The organism is Caulobacter sp. GW821-FHT09B08, assembly GCF_059418225.1.
Genome location: NZ_JBWKPL010000002.1, coordinates 391,844 through 410,966, shown reverse-complemented (window position 1 = coordinate 410,966; position 19,123 = coordinate 391,844). Strand labels below are relative to the sequence as shown.

The window sequence follows — 19,123 nt, the reverse complement described above, 5'->3', positions numbered from 1 at the left end:
AGACCATGAGCGATCCCGTCAAATCCATCGCGATCGTCGGCGGCGGCACGGCCGGCTGGATGACCGCCGCCTCGCTGATCCATGCTCTTGGGCCGCGCGGCGTCTCGATCACCCTGGTGGAGTCCTCGGCCATCGGCACGGTCGGGGTCGGCGAGGCCACCGTCCCGGCGATCCGGCGCTATTTCCAGTCGCTGAACATGGACGTGTTCGACGCCCTCAAGGCCACCAACGGCACGTTCAAGCTGGCCATCGCCTTCGACGACTGGCTGGAACCGGGCCACCGCTTCCTCCACCCCTTCGGCCGCTACGGCGTTGCCGCCGGGGCGCTGGGCTTCCACCATCTTTGGGCGCGCCTGCGCGAGGCCGGCGACCGCACCCCGCTGGGCGACTACAGCCTGGGCGACGCCCTGGCGCGCGAGGGCCGCTTCGCCCTGCCCCCGCCGCCCAGCCCCGACCAACCCGACTTCGCGATCTACGACTGGGCCATCCACTTCGACGCCAGCCTCTTCGCCCAGCACCTACGGCGCTTCGCCGAGGCGCGGGGCGTGCGTCGGATCGACGCCAAGGTCACCGAGGTGACGCTGAACCCGGAGACCGGCTTCATCGACAAGGTCGCCCTGGACACCGGCGCCGAGGTCGCGGCCGACCTCTTCGTTGACTGTTCGGGCTTCCGCAGCCTGCTGACGCAACAGACGCTGGGTGTGCCGTTCCGCGACTGGAGCCGTTGGCTGCCGTGCGACCGCGCCGTCGCCCTACCCTGCGCCCATGCCGACGCCAGGAGCATCACCCCCTTCACCCGCTCGCGCGCCGAGGAGGCCGGCTGGACCTGGCGCATCCCGCTGCAGCACCGGGTGGGCAACGGCTATGTCTACAGCTCCGCCCTGCTCAGCGACGACGCGGCCGAGGCGCACCTGCGCGCCGGCCTCGAAGGCCAGGCCCTGGCCTCGGCCAATTTCGTCCGTTTCCGCCCAGGCCATGTCGAGCGGTTCTGGGAGCGCAACTGCGTGGCCATCGGCCTGGCGGCCGGCTTCCTGGAGCCGCTGGAGTCGACCAGCATCACCCTGATCCAGGCGGGCATCGACAAGCTGCTGGAGTTCTTCCCCCGCGCCGACTGCGCGCCGGAACTGCGGGCCGAGTACAATCGGATCTCGACCCTGGAATTCGAGCGGATCCGCGACTTCATCATCCTGCACTATTGGGCCAATCGGCGGGGCGACCAGCCTCTGTGGAAGCACTGCCGCGAAGAGCCCCTGCCCGACACCTTGGCTCATAAGATCGAGCTGTTCCGGGCCTCCGGAAAGCTGGCCCAGTACGATTGGGACAGCTTCCACGAGCCCAGCTGGCTGTGCGTGATGACCGGCATGGACGTGGTCCCCCGCGCCTACGACCCGAACGCCGACGCCGTCACCCTGGACAGCCTCCGCACCCTGGCGGCCAACATCCGCCAAGACGTGGACCGCATCGCACGGGACGCGCCCTTCCACGCCGATTTCATCGCCCGTCACTGCAGGGCGCCCTAGGGCCTAGGCCAGTCCGAACTCGACCAGGGCGGGGTAGAAGTTATCGTTGTCGTGCCCGGCCCGCGTCAGCTTGATCAGGGTGAAGCGCTGTAGGTCCGAAAGCCCGCGCCACTGGGCGTCGGTGGGCGCGGCGACCGCCAGGCCCTCGGCCCAGGCCGTCACGGTCTCGGCGGTCCGCACCGTCTCGGCCCAGGCGGGAGCCAGATCAGGGCTGAACAGTTTCGCCGGCTCGTCGGTCTGGCGCTCGATGTAGCCGACCAGGGCGTCCCTGTAGGCGGCGATATCCTCGGCGGTGTCGCACGGATCGCGGACGAGCGCCGTCCGCGTGGGATGGTCGAACCGGCTCCACTGCCGAAGCGACAGCTTCACCCCCGCCAAATCGAGCTTGAAGCGCACGATCATCGGAATGCAGCGCAGGCTGCCCGCGAAGTCCTGCTCGAAGGCGAAGATGGCGTCTCGGTCCGTCACCGCGCGCGCATCGGCCGGCGTTCCCGCCCGTTCGAAACAGTCGCTCATCCCACCGCCCTCCATGCGGCCTGGATCGCGCCGGCGGTCGCGGCCGCCGCGACCTCGCCCACCACGATCAGCAGCGGCCCGTCCCCGGCCTGGGCGACGCGTTCGGCCAGGGTCTCCAGCGTGGCCGGATAGAGCCGCGCATCGGCGCCGCCGGCCTTCTCCACGGCCACCACCGGGGTATCGGCCGGCCGGCCGGCGTCCATTACCCGCCGGGCCAAATCGCCCGCCACCTCGCCGCCCATGTAGATCGCCAGGGTCGCCTGGGGATCGGACGCGGCGTTCCAGTCGCCCGACAGCGCCCCGGCCTCCAGCCGCGCCGTGGTGAAGACCACGCGCCGGGCCTCGCCGCGATGAGTCAGGGGGAAGCCGAACTGGGCGGCGGCGGCGCAGGCGGCGGTGACGCCGGGCACCACCTCGACCGAGACGCCATGGCCGCGCAGGAACTGCGCCTCCTCGCCCACCCGGCCGAAGATCGAGGGATCGCCGCCCTTCAGCCGGACCACCCGCAGCCCCTTGCGGGCCAGGCGCAGCATCAGGCGATTGATCTCGTCCTGCTTCATGCTGAGCTTGCCCGACCGCTTGCCGGTCTGGATGCGCACGCAGCCGGGTGGCGCCAGGGCGACCGCTTCGTCGGAGACCAGGGCGTCGTAGAGCAGCGCCTGGGCGCCCTCGACGGCGCGCACGGCCCTCACGGTCATCAGGTCGATCGGACCGGGACCGGCGCCGACGAGCAGCACTTGAGCACTTCGTGCATCATTGGGCATGGGCGGGCTCCTTGATAGGGGCGGAAGCGGCGATCATTCGGGCGATCTCGGGACGGCACGAGCCGCAGTTGGTTCCGGCCCCGGTGGCCACGCCGACCGCGTCGGGACTGGCCGCGCCGGCGACGATGGCGGCCTGCACGGCCTTGGCGCCCACCTTCAGGCAGGCGCAGACCAGCGGTCCCTTGTCGACCGGCGCGCCGGGCGGGCGGCCGACCAGCAGGGCCGAGCGGGCTTCGATGGTCAGGGCTGGTTTGGCGAACAACTCGGCCAGCCAATCGCGCGGCGGCAGGCGGCCGGTCAGGGTGACGTACAGCACCGCCACCAGCCGGCCGTCGGCGTCGAGCCAGGCGTCGCGGCGCGCGCCGGTGGCGGCGTCTTCATAGGTCACGAGTTCGCCGGCTAGGCCCCGGGTCAGGGCCTTGCGCAGGGCGGCGCGCTCGACCTCGTCGCCCCGGCCGGCGAACTCGTGTTGCTGGCAGGCGTCATGGGGAATGCGCCGCCAGACGAGGTCCAGCCCTGAGGGGGATGCGAGGCCGAACCGCGTGAGGAAGAAGCCCTTCCAGGTCTCGCGATAGGCGCGGATCCGGGCGGGGGTGTGCTTGAACTCCGGCTGGCCGGAGGTGGGGTCGAGGTTTGGCGCCACCAGCGGGTTGGCGCGGCCCGACGGCGCGAAGGTGCCGGTCCAGTGCATGGGCATGAACAGCCCGCCGGGCCGTTGGCGGTCGGTGACCTTGGTCAGGGCCACGGCCTCGCCCCGCGCGGTGATTACCCGGGCCAGGGCGCCGTCCTTCAGGCCCTGGGCTTCCGCGTCGGCGGGGTGGACTTCGACGAACGGTTCGGGCGCATGGCGGCACAGGTCGGGGGCCAGGCCCGTGCGGGTCATGGTGTGCCACTGGTCGCGGATGCGGCCGGTGTTCAGCGACAGCGGGAAGGCGGCGTCGACCGCGTCGGCGGGCCCCTTGGGCCGGGTCGGGACCATGCGGGCGCGGCCGTCGAGGGTCTGGAAGCGACCGTCGACGAACAGGCGCGGTGTGCCCTGTCCGTCCGCCTTCACCGGCCACTGGACCGGCAGGAGATCGGCGTAAGCCTCTGGCGCCAAAGCCGAAAGCCCGGACAGGTTCAGAATACGATCAGCGTTCTCATAGGCCGTCAGCCGCGCCCATTCGCGGAAAACGCTGGCCTGTGAACCCCAACCGAAGCCGTCGAAACCCATGGCCTTGGCGACATCAGCCATGATCCGCCAGTCGGCGCGGGCCTGGCCCGGTGGCGGGAAGATCGCCCGCTGGCGCGAGATGCGGCGTTCGGAATTGGTCACCGTGCCGTCCTTCTCGCCCCAGGCCAGGGCCGGCAGTTTGACGTCGGCGAAGGCCGTGGTGTCGGTGTCCACGCAGTCGGACACCACCACGAACGGACAGCGCTCCAGCGCCTCGCGCACGCGGCTGGCGTTCGGCAGGCTGACGGCGGGGTTGGTGGCCATTACCCACACCGCCTTGATCTTGCCCGCATGGATGGCCTCGAACATCTCGACGGCCTTCAGGCCGGGCGCGCGGGCGGTGTCCGGCGCGCCCCAGAAGCGAGCCACGCGGTCGCGGTCGGCGGGGGCGAAGTCCATGTGGCCCGCCAGGGTGTTGGCCATGCCGCCGGTCTCGCGCCCACCCATGGCGTTGGGCTGGCCGGTGATCGAGAACGGGCAGGCGCCCGGCTTGCCGATCCGCCCGGTGGCCAGGTGCACGTTGAGGATCGACAGCCCCTTGGCCGTGCCCTGGGCCGACTGGTTGGCGCCCATCGAGAACAGGCTGACCGTCCGCGCATGCGCCGCGAACAAATCGTAGAAGGCCTCCAGATCGGCCACGGCGATCCCGCAATCGGCAGCGACGGCGCTGGAGGATTGATCCAATTCCTCAAGCGCGGCAGCGACTTCCGCGAAACCGTTCACATACGCGTCGATATAGTCGCGGTCGATCGCGCCGCGCCGGATCAGCTCGGCCAGCAGGCCGTTCCACAGCCGCACGTCGCTCTGCGGGGCGATGGCTAGATGCAGGTCCGCGCCCTCGGCGGTGTCGGTGCGGCGCGGGTCGATGACCACGTGCTTCTGGCCGCGCGCCCGGGCCGCCTCCATGCGCCGGAACAGCACCGGATGGGTCCAGGCGGCGTTGTGACCGCTGAACACCACCAGGTCCGCCAGGTCCAGGTCCTCGTAGCAGCCAGGGACCAGATCGGCGCCGAAGGCCTGCTTGTGGGCCGCCACGGCGCTGGCCATGCAAAGCCGGCTGTTGGTGTCGATATTGCCCGAGCCGATGAAGCCCTTCATCAGCTTGTTGGCGACGTAATAGTCCTCGGTCAGCAATTGGCCCGAGACGTAGAAGGCCACGCTGTCAGGGCCGTGTTTGGCGATGGTGTCCTTGAACTTCTTGGCGACCAGGGCCGTCGCATCGCCCCACGTGGCTAGCTTGCCGCCGATGGTCGGCTCCAACAGCCGGCCCTGCAGCCCGACCGTCGCCCCCAGCGCCGTGCCCTTGGAGCACAGCCGACCGAGGTTGGCGGGGTGGGCCTTGTCGCCGCTCACCGCCACGGCCCTGCTCTCGCCGACCGCGCCCGACACGCCGCAACCCACCCCGCAATAAGGACAGGTCGTCTTGACGATCGGGGCGGTCGCGCCGTCAGCCATGGGCGTCGAAGCTCAGCAGCAGACGCCCATCGCGCACCTCTAGCGGCACGACCGGCGTGCAGCCCTTGCCCTTGTCGGCGCCCATGGCCTCGCCCGAGGCCAGGTCGATGTTCCAGCTATGCAGCGGGCAGGTCACCGCCCGGCCATGGACAATGCCCTGGCTGAGCGGCCCGCCCTTGTGCGGACAGGCGTCCATCAGGGCGAAGACCTCGCCGTCGCCGGTGCGGAAGATGGCGATGTCGCCGCGCGGGCTGGGGACCCGGCGCGCGCCGCGACGGGGCACGTCGGTGACGGCGCCGACGTCGATCCACACGGGAACAGGAACGTGAGCGTTCATGCGGGGGCGAACTCCATCCGGCGGCTCATGGGGGTGAATTCCTCGGTGTGGCGACCGGCCACGCGCTCGGCCCAGGGGTCGAGACGGGCAAAGCGCTGCGAGAACACGAAGCGGTCGTAGAGGGCCTTGCGCGTCTCCGGATCGGTGACCTGGGCCTGGATCGTTTCCAGCCCCACGCGCGCCATCCACTTGTAGACCCGCTCCAGGTACCAGCCCTCCTCGCGGTACAGCTGCATGGCCGCGGCGATCACCCAGACGGCCTCATCCTCAGTCGCTACCCGGGTCAGCACCTGGGTGCCCTGGATGTGCAGGCCGGCCGCGCCGCCGATGTGGATCTCGTAGCCGCTGTCGACGCAGACCACGCCGAAGTCCTTGCAGGTAGCTTCGGCGCAGTTGCGCGGGCAGCCCGACACCGCCAGCTTGACCTTGGCCGGCGCCCATGAGCCCCAGAGGAACTTCTCAAGTCGGATGCCCAGGCCGGTGGAATCCTGAGTTCCGAACCGGCACCAGTCGCTGCCGACGCAGGTCTTCACCGTGCGCAGCCCCTTGGCGTAGGCGTGGCCGCTGACCATGCCGGCGGCGTTGAGGTCGGCCCAGACGGCCGGCAGGTCGTCCTTCTTGACGCCCAGCAGATCGATGCGCTGGCCACCCGTGACCTTGACCGCCGGGATGGCGAACTTGTCGGCGACGTCGGCGATGGCCCGCAGTTCGTCGGGCGTGGTCATGCCGCCCCACATACGCGGCACGACGGAATAGGTGCCGTCCTTCTGGATGTTGGCGTGGACCCGCTCGTTGATGAAGCGCGACTGCTTGTCGTCGCGATATTCCGACGGCCAGGCGCATAGCAGATAGTAGTTGAGGGCCGGTCGGCACGAGGCGCAGCCGTCAGGCGTGGTCCACTCCATGGCCTGCATGACGGCGGGCATCGACTTCAGGCCCTGGGCGACGATGGCCGTGCGGACGTCCGAGTGCGGGTGGTGCGTACACTTGCACATCGGCTTAGGCCCGGTCTGGGCCTGGAAGCCGTCGCCCAGGGTCAGCTTCAGCACCTGTTCGACCAGCGGCGTGCACGAGCCGCACGAGGCCGAGGCCTTGGTCACCGCCCGCACGTCGTCCAGCGTCGTCAGGCCCTGGGCCGTGATGGCCGAGACGATCGAACCCTTGCAGACGCCGTTGCAGCCGCAGATTTCCTGCGTGTCGGGCATGGCCGCAACGGCGGCGTTAGGGTCCAGGCCGGAGAGCCCCTCCGTGATGGCCTGGCCGAAGATCAGGGTCTCGCGGATGTCGGTGACCGACGTCCCAGCCCGCATCAGGTCGAAGTACCAGCCGCCGTCGGCCGCGTCGCCGAACAGCACCGCCCCGGCCACCTTGCCGTCCTCGATGACCACGCGCTTGTAGACCCCACGCCCGGCGTCGCGGAACACGATGTCCTCGCAGCCCTCGCCGCCGGCGAACTTGCCGGCCGAGAACACGTCCACGCCCGAGACCTTCAGGCGGGTCGACAGGACGGAGCCTTCATAGGCCCCCTCACCGTCGGTCATGGACTCGGCCAGCGCGCGGCACATGTCCCAGATAGGCGCGACGAGGCCGTAGCAATTGCCCCGGTGCTCGGCGCATTCGCCCACGGCGAACACCGCCGGGTCGGAGGTGCGCATGGCGTCGTCGACGACCACGCCGCGATTGACCGCCAGGCCCGCCGCCTTGGCCAGGGTCGAATTGGGACGGATGCCCACGGCCATGACCAGCAGGTCGCACGGCAGGACGCGACCGTCCTTCAGCTTCAGGCCGGCGACCTGGCCGTTCTCGCCGACGATCTCCTCGGAATGGGCGCCCAGCACCGTCTCCACGCCGCGTTCGGCCAGAGCCTCGCGCAGCAGGAAGCCGGCGCTCTCGTCCAGCTGGCGTTCCATCAACACGTCCATCAGGTGGACAACGGTGGCGCCCATGCCGCGCCGGGCCAGGCCATAGGCGGCCTCCAGCCCCAGCAGGCCGCCGCCGATCACCACGGCCTTGGCGCCCGGCTTGCCGGAGGCCGCGACCATGGCCTCGACATCGTCCAGGTCGCGGAAGGTGACCACGCCCTTCAGGTCGATGCCCGGCAGCGGCAGGCGGAAGGGGTCCGAGCCCGTGGCCAGGATCAACTTGTCGTAAGCGACCTCCAGCCCGCCCTCGGCGACCACCTTGCGGCCTTCCAGGTCGATGGCGATGACGGCCCGCCCCGCGTGCAGGGCGATGGCGTTGTCGTCGTACCAGGCCTGGTCGTTGATCACGATGTCGGCGAAGGACTTCTCCCCCGCCAGCACCGGCGACAGCATGATGCGGTTGTAGTTCACCCGCGGCTCGGTCCCGAAGATGGCGATCTCGTAGCGGTCGGGATCGCGCTTGAGGACTTCCTCGACCGCCCGGCAACCGGCCATGCCGTTGCCGATGACGACCAGCTTTTCCTTGGTCATGGCTTGTACTCGTTGAAGAGGAAGGATCAGACGCGAACGGGCTTGGTGTCGGCGCCGTGCAGGGTCGGCCAGACCGCGCGCCAGCGGGCCTTCAGGCCGTGCAGGGCCACCAGGGCGAACACCGCCAGGGCCGCGAAGCCCAGGAAGCCGACCTGGTAGGAACCAGTCATCTTCTTGGCCATGCCCAAGGTCGAGGCCAGGTAGAAGCCGCCGATGCCGCCGGTCATGCCGATCAGGCCGGTCATGACGCCGATCTCCTTGCGGAACCGCTGGGGCGCCAGCTGGAACACCGCCCCGTTGCCCGCGCCCAAGGCCAGCATCGAGAACATCAGCACCGCCAGGGCCGTCCAGGCCGAGGGCATCTGGAAGCTGGCCGTGGCCAGGCCCACGGCGGCCAGGGCGAAGACCACCGTCAGGGTGCGCACCCCGCCGAAGCGGTCAGCCAGGGCCCCGCCCACCGGCCGGATGAACGATCCGGCGAACACGCAGGCGGCGGTGAAGAAGCCGGCGATCACCGGGGTCAGGCCGTATTCGGAGTTGAAGTAGATGGTCAGGGACGAAGCCAGACCCACGAAGCCGCCGAAGGTGACGGCGTAGAGCAGCATCAGCCACCAGGCGTCCGGAACCTTCAGCACGTCCAGATATTCGGCCAGCTTCTTGGGCGCGGGCTGCTCGGGGGCGTCCTTGGCCAGCAGCAGATAGACCACGAAGGCCAGGGCCAGGGGGATGGCGGCCAGGCCGATCACGTTCTGCCAGCCGAAGTGCTTGGCCAGGATCGGGGCGAACAGGGCGGCCAGGGCCGTGCCGCTGTTGCCGGCTCCGGCGATGCCCAGCGCCAGGCCCTGGTGCTCCTGCGGATACCAGCGCGAGGCCAGCGGCAGGGCCACCGCGAACGAGGCGCCGGCCACGCCGAGCACGACGCCCAGGGCCAGGACCTGATGATAGTTATGGATGCCCAACAGCCAGGCGATGCTCAGGCCCGCCAGCACGATCACCTGGCTGATGATCCCGGTCTTCTTGGGGCCGATCCGGTCGACCAGCACGCCGTTGACCAAGCGCAGCACAGCGCCAGCCAGGACAGGGATGGCGACCATCAGACCCTTCTGGGCGGGGTCGAGGTGGAACTCCTTGGCGATGGCCACGCCCAGCGGGCCCAGGATCACCCAGACCATGAAGCTGAGGTCGAAATACAGGAACGCGGCGAACAGGGTCGGTGCGTGGCCGGCCTTCAGGAAATCGCGGGAGAGCATGGAATGCCTCGGATGTTGCGTGTCTGCGAGAGCAAGGCGCTGAGCGCCCCGGGCGGGTGACCGCATCCGAGCGGTCGTCTCTGGCAGCCACGAACGCCGTTGTCCGAAGGCCTGACCCTAGGGGAAAATCAGAAGGCTGCGGGAGTCACGCGACATGTTGCGCCGCAGCGCGGTCCAGGGCGCGTTCGTGCGATTGCTCGGCATTTGAGCAGGAGCATTGCACGCGAGATGAGCAATTACCGTCAGGCGTCAGACGAGACTCGCCCGATCGCGAACGACGCCGCATAGCCGCGCGCGTCCGCCGGATCGAAGGCCGGCCCGTCGAACAGCGCCGCCGGCGCCGGCGCGGCGTCCTCGAACACCTGGGCCGGATCCAGCACCGGCCCCAGCGACAGCGCCGATTCTCGGAACAGGTCCGGGCGATAGGCTCGGTCGGCGATCGCCTCCAGATCGGCGTCCGCCTCCACCTGCCCCCAGCGGACCATCTGCGACAGGAACCACAGGGCGTGCTCGCGACGCGGCAGGCCGGCGGCGTCGCGGTGGAAGACGATCTCCGACCGAAGAGCCCGCGCCACGGCCTCGGGCTCGACGCCCACATGGTCGGGACGCGACAGCAGCGCCACCAGCTCGGCGTGGTTGCCCGGCTCGTCGGCCCAGGCGGCGGCGCGGATCAGGGCCCGTAGCACGGCGCGCAGATCGCCGGGATGCGCCTGGGTCCAGGCCTCGGTGACGCCGAACACCTTGTCCGGACTGCCGGGCCACAGCTGCGAGGCCTTGATCAGCGCCTCGCCCAGCCCCTCGTCCACCGCCACCGCGTTCCACGGCGCGCCGACGCAGAAGCCGTCGATGGCGCCCGAGCGCAGGTGCTCGACCATGCGCGGCGGCGGGGTGACGACCAGGCGCACGTCGCGATCGGGATCGATCCCCGCCTGGGCCAGCCAGTAGCGCAGGGCGTAGTTGTGCATCGACTGCGGGAAGACCATAGCGAAGACCAGGGGGGGCGCCCCCTGCCCGGCCAGGCGCTCGACCAGGCGCGCCAGCGGCCTGGCGGTGATCAGCGACTCGGCCATCCCCTCGGGATCGACCTCGCGCAGCATGGCCGCCAGCCGAGTGGAGACGGTGATGGCGCTGCCGTTCTGGTTCAGGGCCATGGGCGCCAGCATGGACGGCGTCGACAGCACCATCGGCGCCAGCATGTGGGCGCCGTCCAGCGCGCCGACCGAGACCTTGTCGCGGACGGTCGCCCACGAGGCCTCGCGGCTCAGAGTCACCTCCAGCCCCTCCTCGGCGAAGAAGCCGCGCGCCTTGGCCACGATCAGCGGCGCGCAGTCGGTCAGGGGGATGAAGCCCAGGGTCAGGTCGGCGCGTCCGTTCACGAGGCGTCGCCCTTCAGCACCCCGGCGAAGGCCAGCAGGTCGGCGGCCACCGACCCGATCGGCTTGCCCCGATCCATGGCCAGCTTGCGCAACAGACGGTAGGCGCCGTCCTCGTCCAACCCACGCTCCTTCATCAGCAGGCCCTTGGCCCGCTCGACGGTCTTACGCGATTCCAGGTCCGCCTTGGCCTTGGCCAGATCGCCGCGCAGCTGCTGGGTCAAGGCGAAGCGGCTCATGGCCACGTCGAGGATCGATCTTACCCGCCCCGGCGCCAGCCCGTCGACCACATAGGCCGCCACGCCCGCGCGCACGGCCTGCTCGGCCAGCCCTGGCTCGGAGCGGTCGACGAACATCACCACCGGCCGGCCCTGGCTGCTGCGCTCCAGGCTGTCGATGGTGTCGCGGTCGGGGCTGTCGGCGGCGATCACCACCACGTCGGGCGCGAAGGCGGTCGCCTCAGCCTCGTCATAGGTCGCGGCGCGGCGCACCTCGAGCGGCTGCACGCCCTCCAGCCCCTCGGCGACGAGGGCGGCTCGGACAGGATCGGGATCGATGACCAGGACGCGCATGAGCCTGCCCTAGTGGGTTACGGCCCGGATGGGGAGCGACCGCCTTCGGATGCGGCGCGCGAAGGTGAAACTGCACACACAATAGGCGCCGCTTCAAATCCTCATCCGGACGCCCAGGCCGAACGACCGACCCGAGCGGCCGATCTGCAGGGGGCGGCTCCTGTCGCGCTCGTAGGCCGCTTCGAGGGTGTCGGTGATGTTGCTGGCCTCGACGAACAGCGAGACGCGGGGGCTGAGGTCGTAGGAGCCGGCGGCGTCCAGATAGCCGGCGGAGGCGACCATGAAGCTCGACACCCCGCCGCCCTGCATGTCGGCCTCCGACCCGAACGGCGAGCGCCAGGTCCAGGACAGGTGGGCGTGCAGCGGCCCGCGCTCGACGAAGGGGCTGATCGAATAGGACAGGCGCGAGACGCCGTTCAACCGGCCGCGCTGGCCGGTGTCGGTGTTGCGGCTCCAGGCATCGACCAGGGTGGCGCTAGTCCAGACCCCGAATCCGCCGGGAAAGCGACGGCTGAAGGCCGCCTCGACCCCGGTGACCTTGGCCTCGCCCGCGTTGCGGGGCCGGGACATCATCACCGTGGCGGTCACGGGCGCCCCCGCGCGGGTGGCGAAGGCCAGGCGCTCGGGCCGCGTCGAAACGACGATGAAGTCGTCGATGGCCTTGTGGAACACCGCCACGCTGACGCCGCCGAAGCCCTCGAACTCGCGCTCCAGCGACAGGTCGTAATTGGTCGCCCTATAGGGCTTCAGGGCCGGATTGCCGCCGACGCCCGAGAACAGCGTGCCGGGCGAAGGGTGATCCACCTCGGCCTGCCCCCGGTCGTAGAGGATCGAGACCAGACTGCTGGCCGGCACGGTCGCCGAGCGCAGGTCGGCCAGGGACGGCCGCGTGATGCTGCGCGACACCGCCAGGCGCAGACGCCAGTGGTCGTCGAGGTCCACGGCCAGGTTGGCGCTGGGAAGGGCCACCGCGTGGGCGCCGGCGTAGCGCATCGGCTGGACGTCCAGTTGGCCCGTCGGCCCCACGCCCAGCAAGGAGCCGTCCACCGCCGTGCGGGTCCGGGCGGTCCGGACCCCGACATTGCCGGTGGCGGGCAGGCCCAGCACGGTCGTCGAGAAGTCCAACCGTCCGTAGGCCGCCAGGATCCGCTCGCCCACCTTGTAGGACCCCTGCAGGTCGGCGCCGTTGGGCTTCAGGTCGCCGGCGTCGACGATCACTCCGTCAGCCTCTCCCGGCAGGACGAAGGCGGCGCGGAACGCCGCGAAGTCGGCGGCGGCCCAGGCCGGCGGTCGGTCGGCGATCAGGCGGTCGAAGGCGCCGTCGGGCGACCGTGCGCCGAAGAAGCCGGCGTCCACGATCACGCCCGGACGCGGCGCGGCCTCGCGGTCGCGCCGCTGATAGTCGCGCCCCCGGTCGCTGACCTGGCTGCCCAGGCGCAGGCGCTCGAACCGCAGCGGTCCCACGGTCCAGTCGATCGACCGGCCGGCGGCGATCAGGGCGGTGACGTCGTGATCCTCGACCTGAGTGGCGCGCACGCCGTAACGCGAAAGGGTCAGGCCGGCGGGATCGGTAAGGTCGAAGTCGGTCCACAGTCGCGGCGCCTTGCGGGTTCCGATCAGGTCCGGGCCGAGGTCGAAGGCGTAGGTCACGCCCAGCGGGCTCACGGCGCCGATCCGTTGCAAGGGCGTGTCGAGATTGGAGCGGGCGCTCGAGAGGCTGAGGCGCGGCTCCAGACTCCAGCCGCCGGCCTCGGCTTTCAGGGCCAGGCTCAGGGAGGCGTTGTCGTGGGTTTGGTCCGAGACCTCCAGATTGTCGCTGATCTGGCCGGCCCGGACCGTGCCGCCCGCCAGGGCGCCGTTCTCGATGCGCGCTTCGCCGGTCGCCAGAATCTGGGCGACGTGGTCGCCGATGGCATAGACGACCCGGTCCTCGCGGATGGCGTTGTCGAAGCGCGAGGCCAGGGCGTCGACATAGAGGTCGACATTGGGCGCGACCCGCCACTCCAGCCCGACGAAGGCGGTGGCCCGGGCGCGCTGCTCCTGTTCGACCGTGGTGCGTACGTCGTCGGGCACGGCCAGCGACCGGCCGGCGATGACGACGTCGCGATAGCGCTGGATCTGGAAGCGGTCGTACTGCACCTCGCGCCGCTCTGTAGACACGCCGCCGACCAGGCCCAACCGGTCGTCCGCCCGACGCCAGCGACCGGACACCGCAAGGTCCGGCGACACCGCCTCCGAGCGCGCCTCCATGTGGGCGTCCGCGCGGACCGACAGGTAGGACGGCCCTTCCAGCCCCCTCACGGTGCGGATGTCGATGTTCGAGCCGATGCCGCCGTCGACGAGATCGGCCGTCGCCGACTTGGCCACCGTCGCCCCCGCCAACAGATCGGCCGAGAGCGCCCGGAAACGGAACTGGCGGCCGCTCTGGGTGGAGTTGCGGATATTCTCGTTGAACGCCACCGGCGCGCCGTTCAGCGTCACCGACTGGAACAGCGGACCCAGCCCCCGGACGCTGACGAACTGCCCCTCCCCCACCTCGCGCTCGATGGCGACGCCGGGCACCCGCTGCAGGGCCTCGGCCAGATTGGCCGCCGGCAGCTCGCCCATGCGGCCGGCCGAAACCACGTCGATGATGGAGTCGGCCCGCCGCTTGCGGACCAGGGCGTCTTCAATGCCGGCGCTGAAGGGCGCGGTCACCGTGACCGCCTCCAGATCGGCCGGCGCCTCGGGGACTGGCTCGATCCGGCGCGGCGGCGCGGCCTCGGCCCAGACCCGCACCGAGGTTTGGTCGACGATCTCGTAGCGCAGGCCCGTGCCGGCCAGCATGCGCCGCAGCGCCTCGCGCCAGGGCATGGCGCCCGAGACGGCGTTGGCGCGATAGGTCCGCCCCGGCTCGGTCGACAGGGCGAAGGCGCAGCCGGCCTTCGTGCACAGCGCCATCAGGGCGGCGCGGGCGTCCTGGGCGGGAATGTCGAAGCTCGACGCGGCCGCCTGCACGGAAAACGGCGAAGCCAGCGCCAAGGCCGCGATCGACAGAGCGGACACGCGGCGGAAAGACATCGGACGACTGACAAGGACCCCCGGCGCGGCAGGGCGCCCAGGGTCTGGTAACGTGGCTTCGTGACAGACTCGCGAAAAGCGCGGCCTTAGCGCGCCGCCGCCGTCACCTCGTTGGCGCCGGTGCGGGTCAACGTCACCGGCAGCACCTTGCCGGCGCGATCGATCACCGAGCCGCTGCCTTCCAGGGGCAACATGGCCGTCACGCGCTTGTGGCCCAGGGCCGGATCGGCCAGGCGGATGCGCACCTGGGTGTAGCGGCCCAGCTCGGTCAACACGTGCGACAGGTCCGCGTCCTGGAACACCAGCCGGCGCTGGCGCCAGGCCACGGCCTGCTCGGGATCGATCCGCGCCTCGCGACGCACATCGCCGCCGGCCTGGTAGGAGATTTGATCGCCGGGCTTCAGGCGCACGGTCGCGTCCGGCGCATTCGGCCGAGCGACCTCCACCGAGCCTTCCAGCAGTTCGACGCGCGCGCGGCCATCGCGAAGGGTGGTGGCGAAGTGGGTGCCCGTGACCACGACCTGGCGGTCGGCCAGGGCCACCTGGAACGGATGGGCCTTGTCATGGGCGACCGCGAAATAGGCCGCGCCCTTGTCCAGCGACAGCTGGCGCACGCGGCCATCGACCTTGGCGCGCAAGGTCGTGGCGGTGTCCAGGGTGACGACCGAGCCGTCGGCCAGGGCCACGTCGCGGATTTCGCCAACCTGCGTCGAATAGGTCGTCGCGCCCGACAGCGGGTCGGACAGGCGGGTCCAGAGGGTCGGCGTGATCGCGGCGACTAGGACGCCGGCCGCCACGGCCCCGGCCAAGGCCATCGGCGACCAGCCCGTCGCGGGCCGGCGCGACCGCGCTTTCGACGCCGCCGGGATCAGGTTCAACTCGCCCACGAATTCGCCGCGCAGGTCGCGCAGATCGCGCAGCAACCCCTTGGCCGCCTCGTAGTCGGCGAGATTGCCGGGGTCAGCCGACAGCCAGTCGGAGAACGCCGCCAGGGTCGAACGCGAAACGGTCGGTCGCCCCAGGCGCACGACCCACGCCTCCGCGGTGCGCGGCCGGGGTTCGAACAGGGCGACGAAACGAGCGAACATCTTGGCGGATCAAGCCTTCCCAACAGACCGGGGCGCGAGCCGCCCACCGTTCTCAACGACCACGAAGCCGAACACCTCAGGTCCCCCGCACGGATTTGAGCCGTCGTAGCGCCTCGGCCAGGTGCTTTTCCACCATGCTGACCGACACGCCCAGGCGGTCGGCGATCTGGCGATAGCTGAAATCCTCGAAGCGATGCAGCAGGAAGGCTTCGCGGCAGCGGGGCGGCAGGTCGCGGATGGCGGCGGCGATCTCGGCCAGGTCCTGGCGGGCGATGGAGCGCCGGTCGGCCCCCGGCTCCTCGCTGGGCGCGCGCTCCCAGGCGACGGTGGTGTCGTCATTGTCGAGCCAGAGCGTGCGGGCGCGCTCGCGATTGGCCTGTTTCCAGTGGTCTTTCAGGAGGTTCTTGGCGATTGCGAACAGCAGCGGCCGCGCATCCATCTGGCCGATATCGTGCCCGGCCCGGTGGAAGCGCGCGAAGGTCTCCTGGACGATGTCCTCGGCGTCCTCCAGCGCCTGGCCGCGACGCTGCAGGAAAGCGACGAGTTCGGCGCGCAGCCCCGACATGCCGCTCCCCTTCTGCGGTCGCGCGGAAGCGCTCCCCCCGATGAAGGGAGGAGCGCGACCGGTGATGACGTCCAGCGGGCTCAGAAGTTCATCCGCAGGCCGAGCGTGAAGCGCCGTCCCGACTTTTCGTACATGGTCGGGAAGGACGGATCCATCGTGTAGCCCTTGGTCACCTCGTCGGTGATGTTGATCCCTTCCAGGCTGAGCTGGATCTGGTCGCTCAGATTATAGCTGACCGACATGTCGGTCTGGCCGTAGCCGCTGCGCCAGATGGGGTACATCTCGTAGCCGATGCCTTCGACGTACTTGTCCTTGTAGTTATAGGACACACGCGCCTGGAAGCGGTCGTTCTCGTAGTAGAGGGTGACGTTGTAGGCCTTGTCGGCCAGGCCCACCGGCGGGGTCGGGATGCCGATGATCGACTGGCCCGTCAGCGAGCTGTCCAGGATCGTGTAGTTGGCGTTGACGCCGAAGCCCTTGGCCGGCTCCCAGAGGAGGCCGAACGGCACGATGGCCACCAGCTCGACGCCGTCGACGTCGTAGGAGCCCGCGGCGTTGACCGGCTGGTAGACGTCGAAGTCGTAGACGCCGTCGATGCTGCCGTTGGCGTTGTACTTGGTGACGTTCTTCACCGTGCCGGTCAGGGCCTGGCGGACGACGCCCTGGATCTTCTTCTTGAAGTACGACGCGGCCAGCAGGCCGCCCTCGGGCAGGTACTTCTCCAGGCCCACTTCCCACTGCTCGGCGAAGGTCGGCTTCAGGTTCGGGTTGCCGTCAGTGAAGCGGAACGAGTTCCAGCTGGCCGTGCGCTTGTAGGCCAGGTCCGTCAGGGCCGGACGCATCAGGGTCTTGGACGCCGCCGCGCGCAGCACGATGCTGTCTGTGATGTCGGCGGTGAAGTTCAGGCTGGGCAGCAGCTTATTGTAGCTGCCGTCGCTGGACACCGGCTCGGGGGTGTAGGTCGTGCCGCCGGTCGGGGTCTGGATCTGGTGGTAGCCCGACGAGGTGATCGAGGTGTCCACGTAGCGGACGCCGCCGTTGATCGCCACCGGCACCGGGCCCACGTCGAAGCCGAGATCGGCCATGGCGTAGAGGCTCGTGACCTCTTCGGTCACCTTGTAGAAGTCGCCCGGCGTGAACGGCGTGACGAAGCCGGCGTAGCGGAAGGTCTTGCGCGCATAGTCGTCGGAGATCTGGCTCCAGGTGATGTCGCGCACGGTGTAGTCGCCGCCGGGCACCAGGTCGCCGATCGGGGTCAGCGGGCTGTCGGCCATGGTGCGGGTGTTGAGCCAGGCGGTGCTGCCGGCGGTCGGCCCCTGGATGTTCAAGGCGCCGTACTTGCGCTCCTTGGACTTGTCGGTATAGCGCGCGCCGACCTGGATAGTCTTCAGCGCCGGGAAGAAGCCTAGGCTGAACTCCTTGGTGTAGTCGACCTGGGCGGCGTACTTGTCGTCCGAGATCTTCTCGAGGGTCGTCTCATAGGCCTCGAACAGGTACCGCGACGGCGAGTTGTACATGTCGATCGAGGCCGGGTTGGCGCTCTTGACCGTCTCGCCGCCATCGGCCGTCCAGCGGGTGCGCGACGGGGCGTAGGCCACGTGCTTGAGGTTGGAGTAGTCCAGCGTCTTCTCGGCGCCCGAATAGCCGGCCAGGCCGTGCAGCTTCCAGGTCTCGCCGCGCCAGTTCAGCTCGGTGCCGAACTGGGCGTAGTCGGTCTTGTTGATCTGCTCCTTGCTGAGCATCTCGTGCTGGGTGGCGGTGTAGGAGACGTCGCGCAGGACGACCATGCCGTACTCGGACAGGGTGTCCTTATCGTACTCGTGGATGGTCTCCAGCGTGCTGCGGCTCGAGGCCGAATAGGCGGCCGCGTCGTACTGGTCCTCGGTGGAGTCGTAACCGCCCAGCATGGCGTCGAAGGCCACGTCGAAATTGGCCGAGGGCTTGTACTGCAGGGAGACGGTGCCGCCCCACTGGTCCTGGGTGTTCAGATAGGCGCGGTCGCCGACCTTGTCCTGGAAGATGATCCGGCCGGTCTCGTTGCGGTTGGTGTTGCTCTGCACGATGACGCCGGCGTCGCGGGCCAGGACGGCGGCGGCCTGCGAGGCGCGCGTGCCGCCCGCTTCCAGGAAGCGGAACATCGGGCGGAAGTTGATGCCCGAGTTGGAGTCGGTGCGGTTGGTGCGGCGCGCGGCCGAGAACGACACCAGACCGCCCCAGTCACCCCAGGTGTCGCTGGCCAGGAACGAGACCTTCGGGTCGGCCTTTTCGGAGATCGAGTTATAGGCGCCCTCGGCCGAGGCCACCAGCTTGCGGCTGTTGTAGTCGAACGGACGGGCGGTGGAGATGTTGATGGCGCCGGCGATGCCGCCTTCCTCGTCCGCGGCGCGCGGCGACTTCTGCACCGTCACCTGCTGGATGATTTCCGAGGCGAAGATGTCGAACTCGACGTCGCGGCCGCCGCTGCCCGAGGCCGTGGCCAGGTTGTTGATGGTGACGAAGGTGAACTCGCTGGGCAGGCCGCGAACGCTGACCCGGCCGCCCAGGCCCTTGTTGCGCTCGATGGTCACGCCGGGCATGCGCTGCAGCGCCTCGGCCAGGTTCTGCTCGGGGAAGTTGGCGACGTCGGTGGCCACGATCGAGTCCGAGAAGCCGATGGTGTCGCGCTTCATGTCCACGGCCTTCTGCAGGCTGCGGGCGTAGCTGCCGGTGACGACCACCTCCTCGACGGTGTCGGCCTGCGGAGCCGGCGCCGCCTGGGCGTGGGCGCCCGTCGCGGCGAACAGGCCGATGCCGGCGCAGCTGGTCATCAGCCAGGCCATGCGGCGCGTGCGGCCGCTTTTCGTGTTCAGTCCGATCATCCGCGATATCCCCAGGTCGTTGTTGCGACAGCGGGAGGAACCGGACCCTGTGGCCCGGCCGACGCCTCCGACGGCTTCAACGACGCCTCCGGACGGCCC

Annotated in this window: 13 protein-coding genes; 1 reads left to right on the top strand and 12 read right to left on the bottom strand. The window is 69.9% G+C overall.

Annotated features, from left to right (window positions below; genetic code table 11):
* The first annotated feature begins 5 nt into the window (after positions 1–5).
* Positions 6–1,520 (top strand): tryptophan halogenase family protein, encoded by a 1,515-nt coding sequence (locus tag AC07OA_RS08245; RefSeq protein WP_494663305.1) that lies wholly within the window; start codon positions 6–8, stop codon positions 1,518–1,520.
* A gap of 3 nt (positions 1,521–1,523) precedes the next feature.
* On the opposite strand, the gene AC07OA_RS08240 is transcribed toward AC07OA_RS08245, so the two are convergent.
* The 12 genes from AC07OA_RS08240 to AC07OA_RS08185 all read right to left on the bottom strand — a co-directional run bounded on the left by AC07OA_RS08240 (position 1,524) and on the right by AC07OA_RS08185 (position 19,024).
* A complete protein-coding gene (locus tag AC07OA_RS08240; RefSeq protein ID WP_494663304.1) occupies positions 1,524–2,036 on the bottom strand; it encodes a nitrate reductase associated protein in 513 nt (170 codons plus the stop codon).
* Entirely contained in the window at positions 2,033–2,800 is a 768-nt protein-coding gene (gene cobA / locus AC07OA_RS08235; RefSeq protein ID WP_494663303.1) for a uroporphyrinogen-III C-methyltransferase, read from the bottom strand. Before cobA ends, AC07OA_RS08240 begins: the two co-directional genes overlap by 4 nt.
* Entirely contained in the window at positions 2,790–5,468 is a 2,679-nt protein-coding gene (locus AC07OA_RS08230; protein WP_494663302.1) for a nitrate reductase, read from the bottom strand. Before AC07OA_RS08230 ends, cobA begins: the two co-directional genes overlap by 11 nt.
* Positions 5,461–5,805: a nitrite reductase small subunit NirD gene (gene nirD, locus AC07OA_RS08225; RefSeq protein WP_494663301.1), complete on the bottom strand. Its 345-nt coding sequence runs from the start codon at positions 5,803–5,805 to the stop codon at positions 5,461–5,463. The genes AC07OA_RS08230 and nirD overlap by 8 nt, the downstream gene beginning before the upstream one ends.
* Complete coding sequence (gene nirB, locus AC07OA_RS08220; protein WP_494663300.1) at positions 5,802–8,258, bottom strand: nitrite reductase large subunit NirB; 2,457 nt, start codon at positions 8,256–8,258, stop codon at positions 5,802–5,804. Before nirB ends, nirD begins: the two co-directional genes overlap by 4 nt.
* Positions 8,259–8,284: 26 nt before the next feature.
* The gene (locus AC07OA_RS08215) at positions 8,285–9,508 is read right to left on the bottom strand and encodes a nitrate/nitrite transporter (protein WP_494663299.1); all 1,224 of its coding nucleotides are present in this window, start codon (positions 9,506–9,508) and stop codon (positions 8,285–8,287) included.
* A gap of 242 nt (positions 9,509–9,750) precedes the next feature.
* Positions 9,751–10,884: a CmpA/NrtA family ABC transporter substrate-binding protein gene (locus AC07OA_RS08210; RefSeq protein WP_494663298.1), complete on the bottom strand. Its 1,134-nt coding sequence runs from the start codon at positions 10,882–10,884 to the stop codon at positions 9,751–9,753.
* A complete protein-coding gene (locus AC07OA_RS08205; protein WP_494663297.1) occupies positions 10,881–11,453 on the bottom strand; it encodes an ANTAR domain-containing response regulator in 573 nt (190 codons plus the stop codon). Before AC07OA_RS08205 ends, AC07OA_RS08210 begins: the two co-directional genes overlap by 4 nt.
* A gap of 93 nt (positions 11,454–11,546) precedes the next feature.
* Complete coding sequence (locus AC07OA_RS08200; RefSeq protein WP_494663296.1) at positions 11,547–14,498, bottom strand: TonB-dependent receptor; 2,952 nt, start codon at positions 14,496–14,498, stop codon at positions 11,547–11,549.
* Positions 14,499–14,599: 101 nt separating this feature from the next.
* A complete protein-coding gene (locus AC07OA_RS08195; protein ID WP_494663295.1) occupies positions 14,600–15,601 on the bottom strand; it encodes a FecR family protein in 1,002 nt (333 codons plus the stop codon).
* A 76-nt stretch (positions 15,602–15,677) separates the two neighbouring features.
* A complete protein-coding gene (locus AC07OA_RS08190) occupies positions 15,678–16,166 on the bottom strand; it encodes an RNA polymerase sigma factor (protein WP_494663294.1) in 489 nt (162 codons plus the stop codon).
* 80 nt (positions 16,167–16,246) lie between these two features.
* Positions 16,247–19,024 (bottom strand): TonB-dependent receptor, encoded by a 2,778-nt coding sequence (locus AC07OA_RS08185; protein WP_494663293.1) that lies wholly within the window; start codon positions 19,022–19,024, stop codon positions 16,247–16,249.
* Positions 19,025–19,123 lie beyond the last annotated feature (99 nt).

Excerpts from the sequence above, each read along its gene's own strand:
- AC07OA_RS08245 (WP_494663305.1), top strand. The coding sequence starts at position 6 with ATGAGCGATCCCGTCAAATCCATCGCGATCGTCGGCGGCGGCACGGCC.
- AC07OA_RS08240 (WP_494663304.1), bottom strand. The coding sequence starts at position 2,036 with ATGAGCGACTGTTTCGAACGGGCGGGAACGCCGGCCGATGCGCGCGCG.
- cobA (WP_494663303.1), bottom strand. The coding sequence starts at position 2,800 with ATGCCCAATGATGCACGAAGTGCTCAAGTGCTGCTCGTCGGCGCCGGT.
- AC07OA_RS08230 (WP_494663302.1), bottom strand. The coding sequence starts at position 5,468 with ATGGCTGACGGCGCGACCGCCCCGATCGTCAAGACGACCTGTCCTTAT.
- nirD (WP_494663301.1), bottom strand. The coding sequence starts at position 5,805 with ATGAACGCTCACGTTCCTGTTCCCGTGTGGATCGACGTCGGCGCCGTC.
- nirB (WP_494663300.1), bottom strand. The coding sequence starts at position 8,258 with ATGACCAAGGAAAAGCTGGTCGTCATCGGCAACGGCATGGCCGGTTGC.
- AC07OA_RS08215 (WP_494663299.1), bottom strand. The coding sequence starts at position 9,508 with ATGCTCTCCCGCGATTTCCTGAAGGCCGGCCACGCACCGACCCTGTTC.
- AC07OA_RS08205 (WP_494663297.1), bottom strand. The coding sequence starts at position 11,453 with ATGCGCGTCCTGGTCATCGATCCCGATCCTGTCCGAGCCGCCCTCGTC.
- AC07OA_RS08195 (WP_494663295.1), bottom strand. The coding sequence starts at position 15,601 with ATGTTCGCTCGTTTCGTCGCCCTGTTCGAACCCCGGCCGCGCACCGCG.
- AC07OA_RS08190 (WP_494663294.1), bottom strand. The coding sequence starts at position 16,166 with ATGTCGGGGCTGCGCGCCGAACTCGTCGCTTTCCTGCAGCGTCGCGGC.
- AC07OA_RS08185 (WP_494663293.1), bottom strand. The coding sequence starts at position 19,024 with ATGATCGGACTGAACACGAAAAGCGGCCGCACGCGCCGCATGGCCTGG.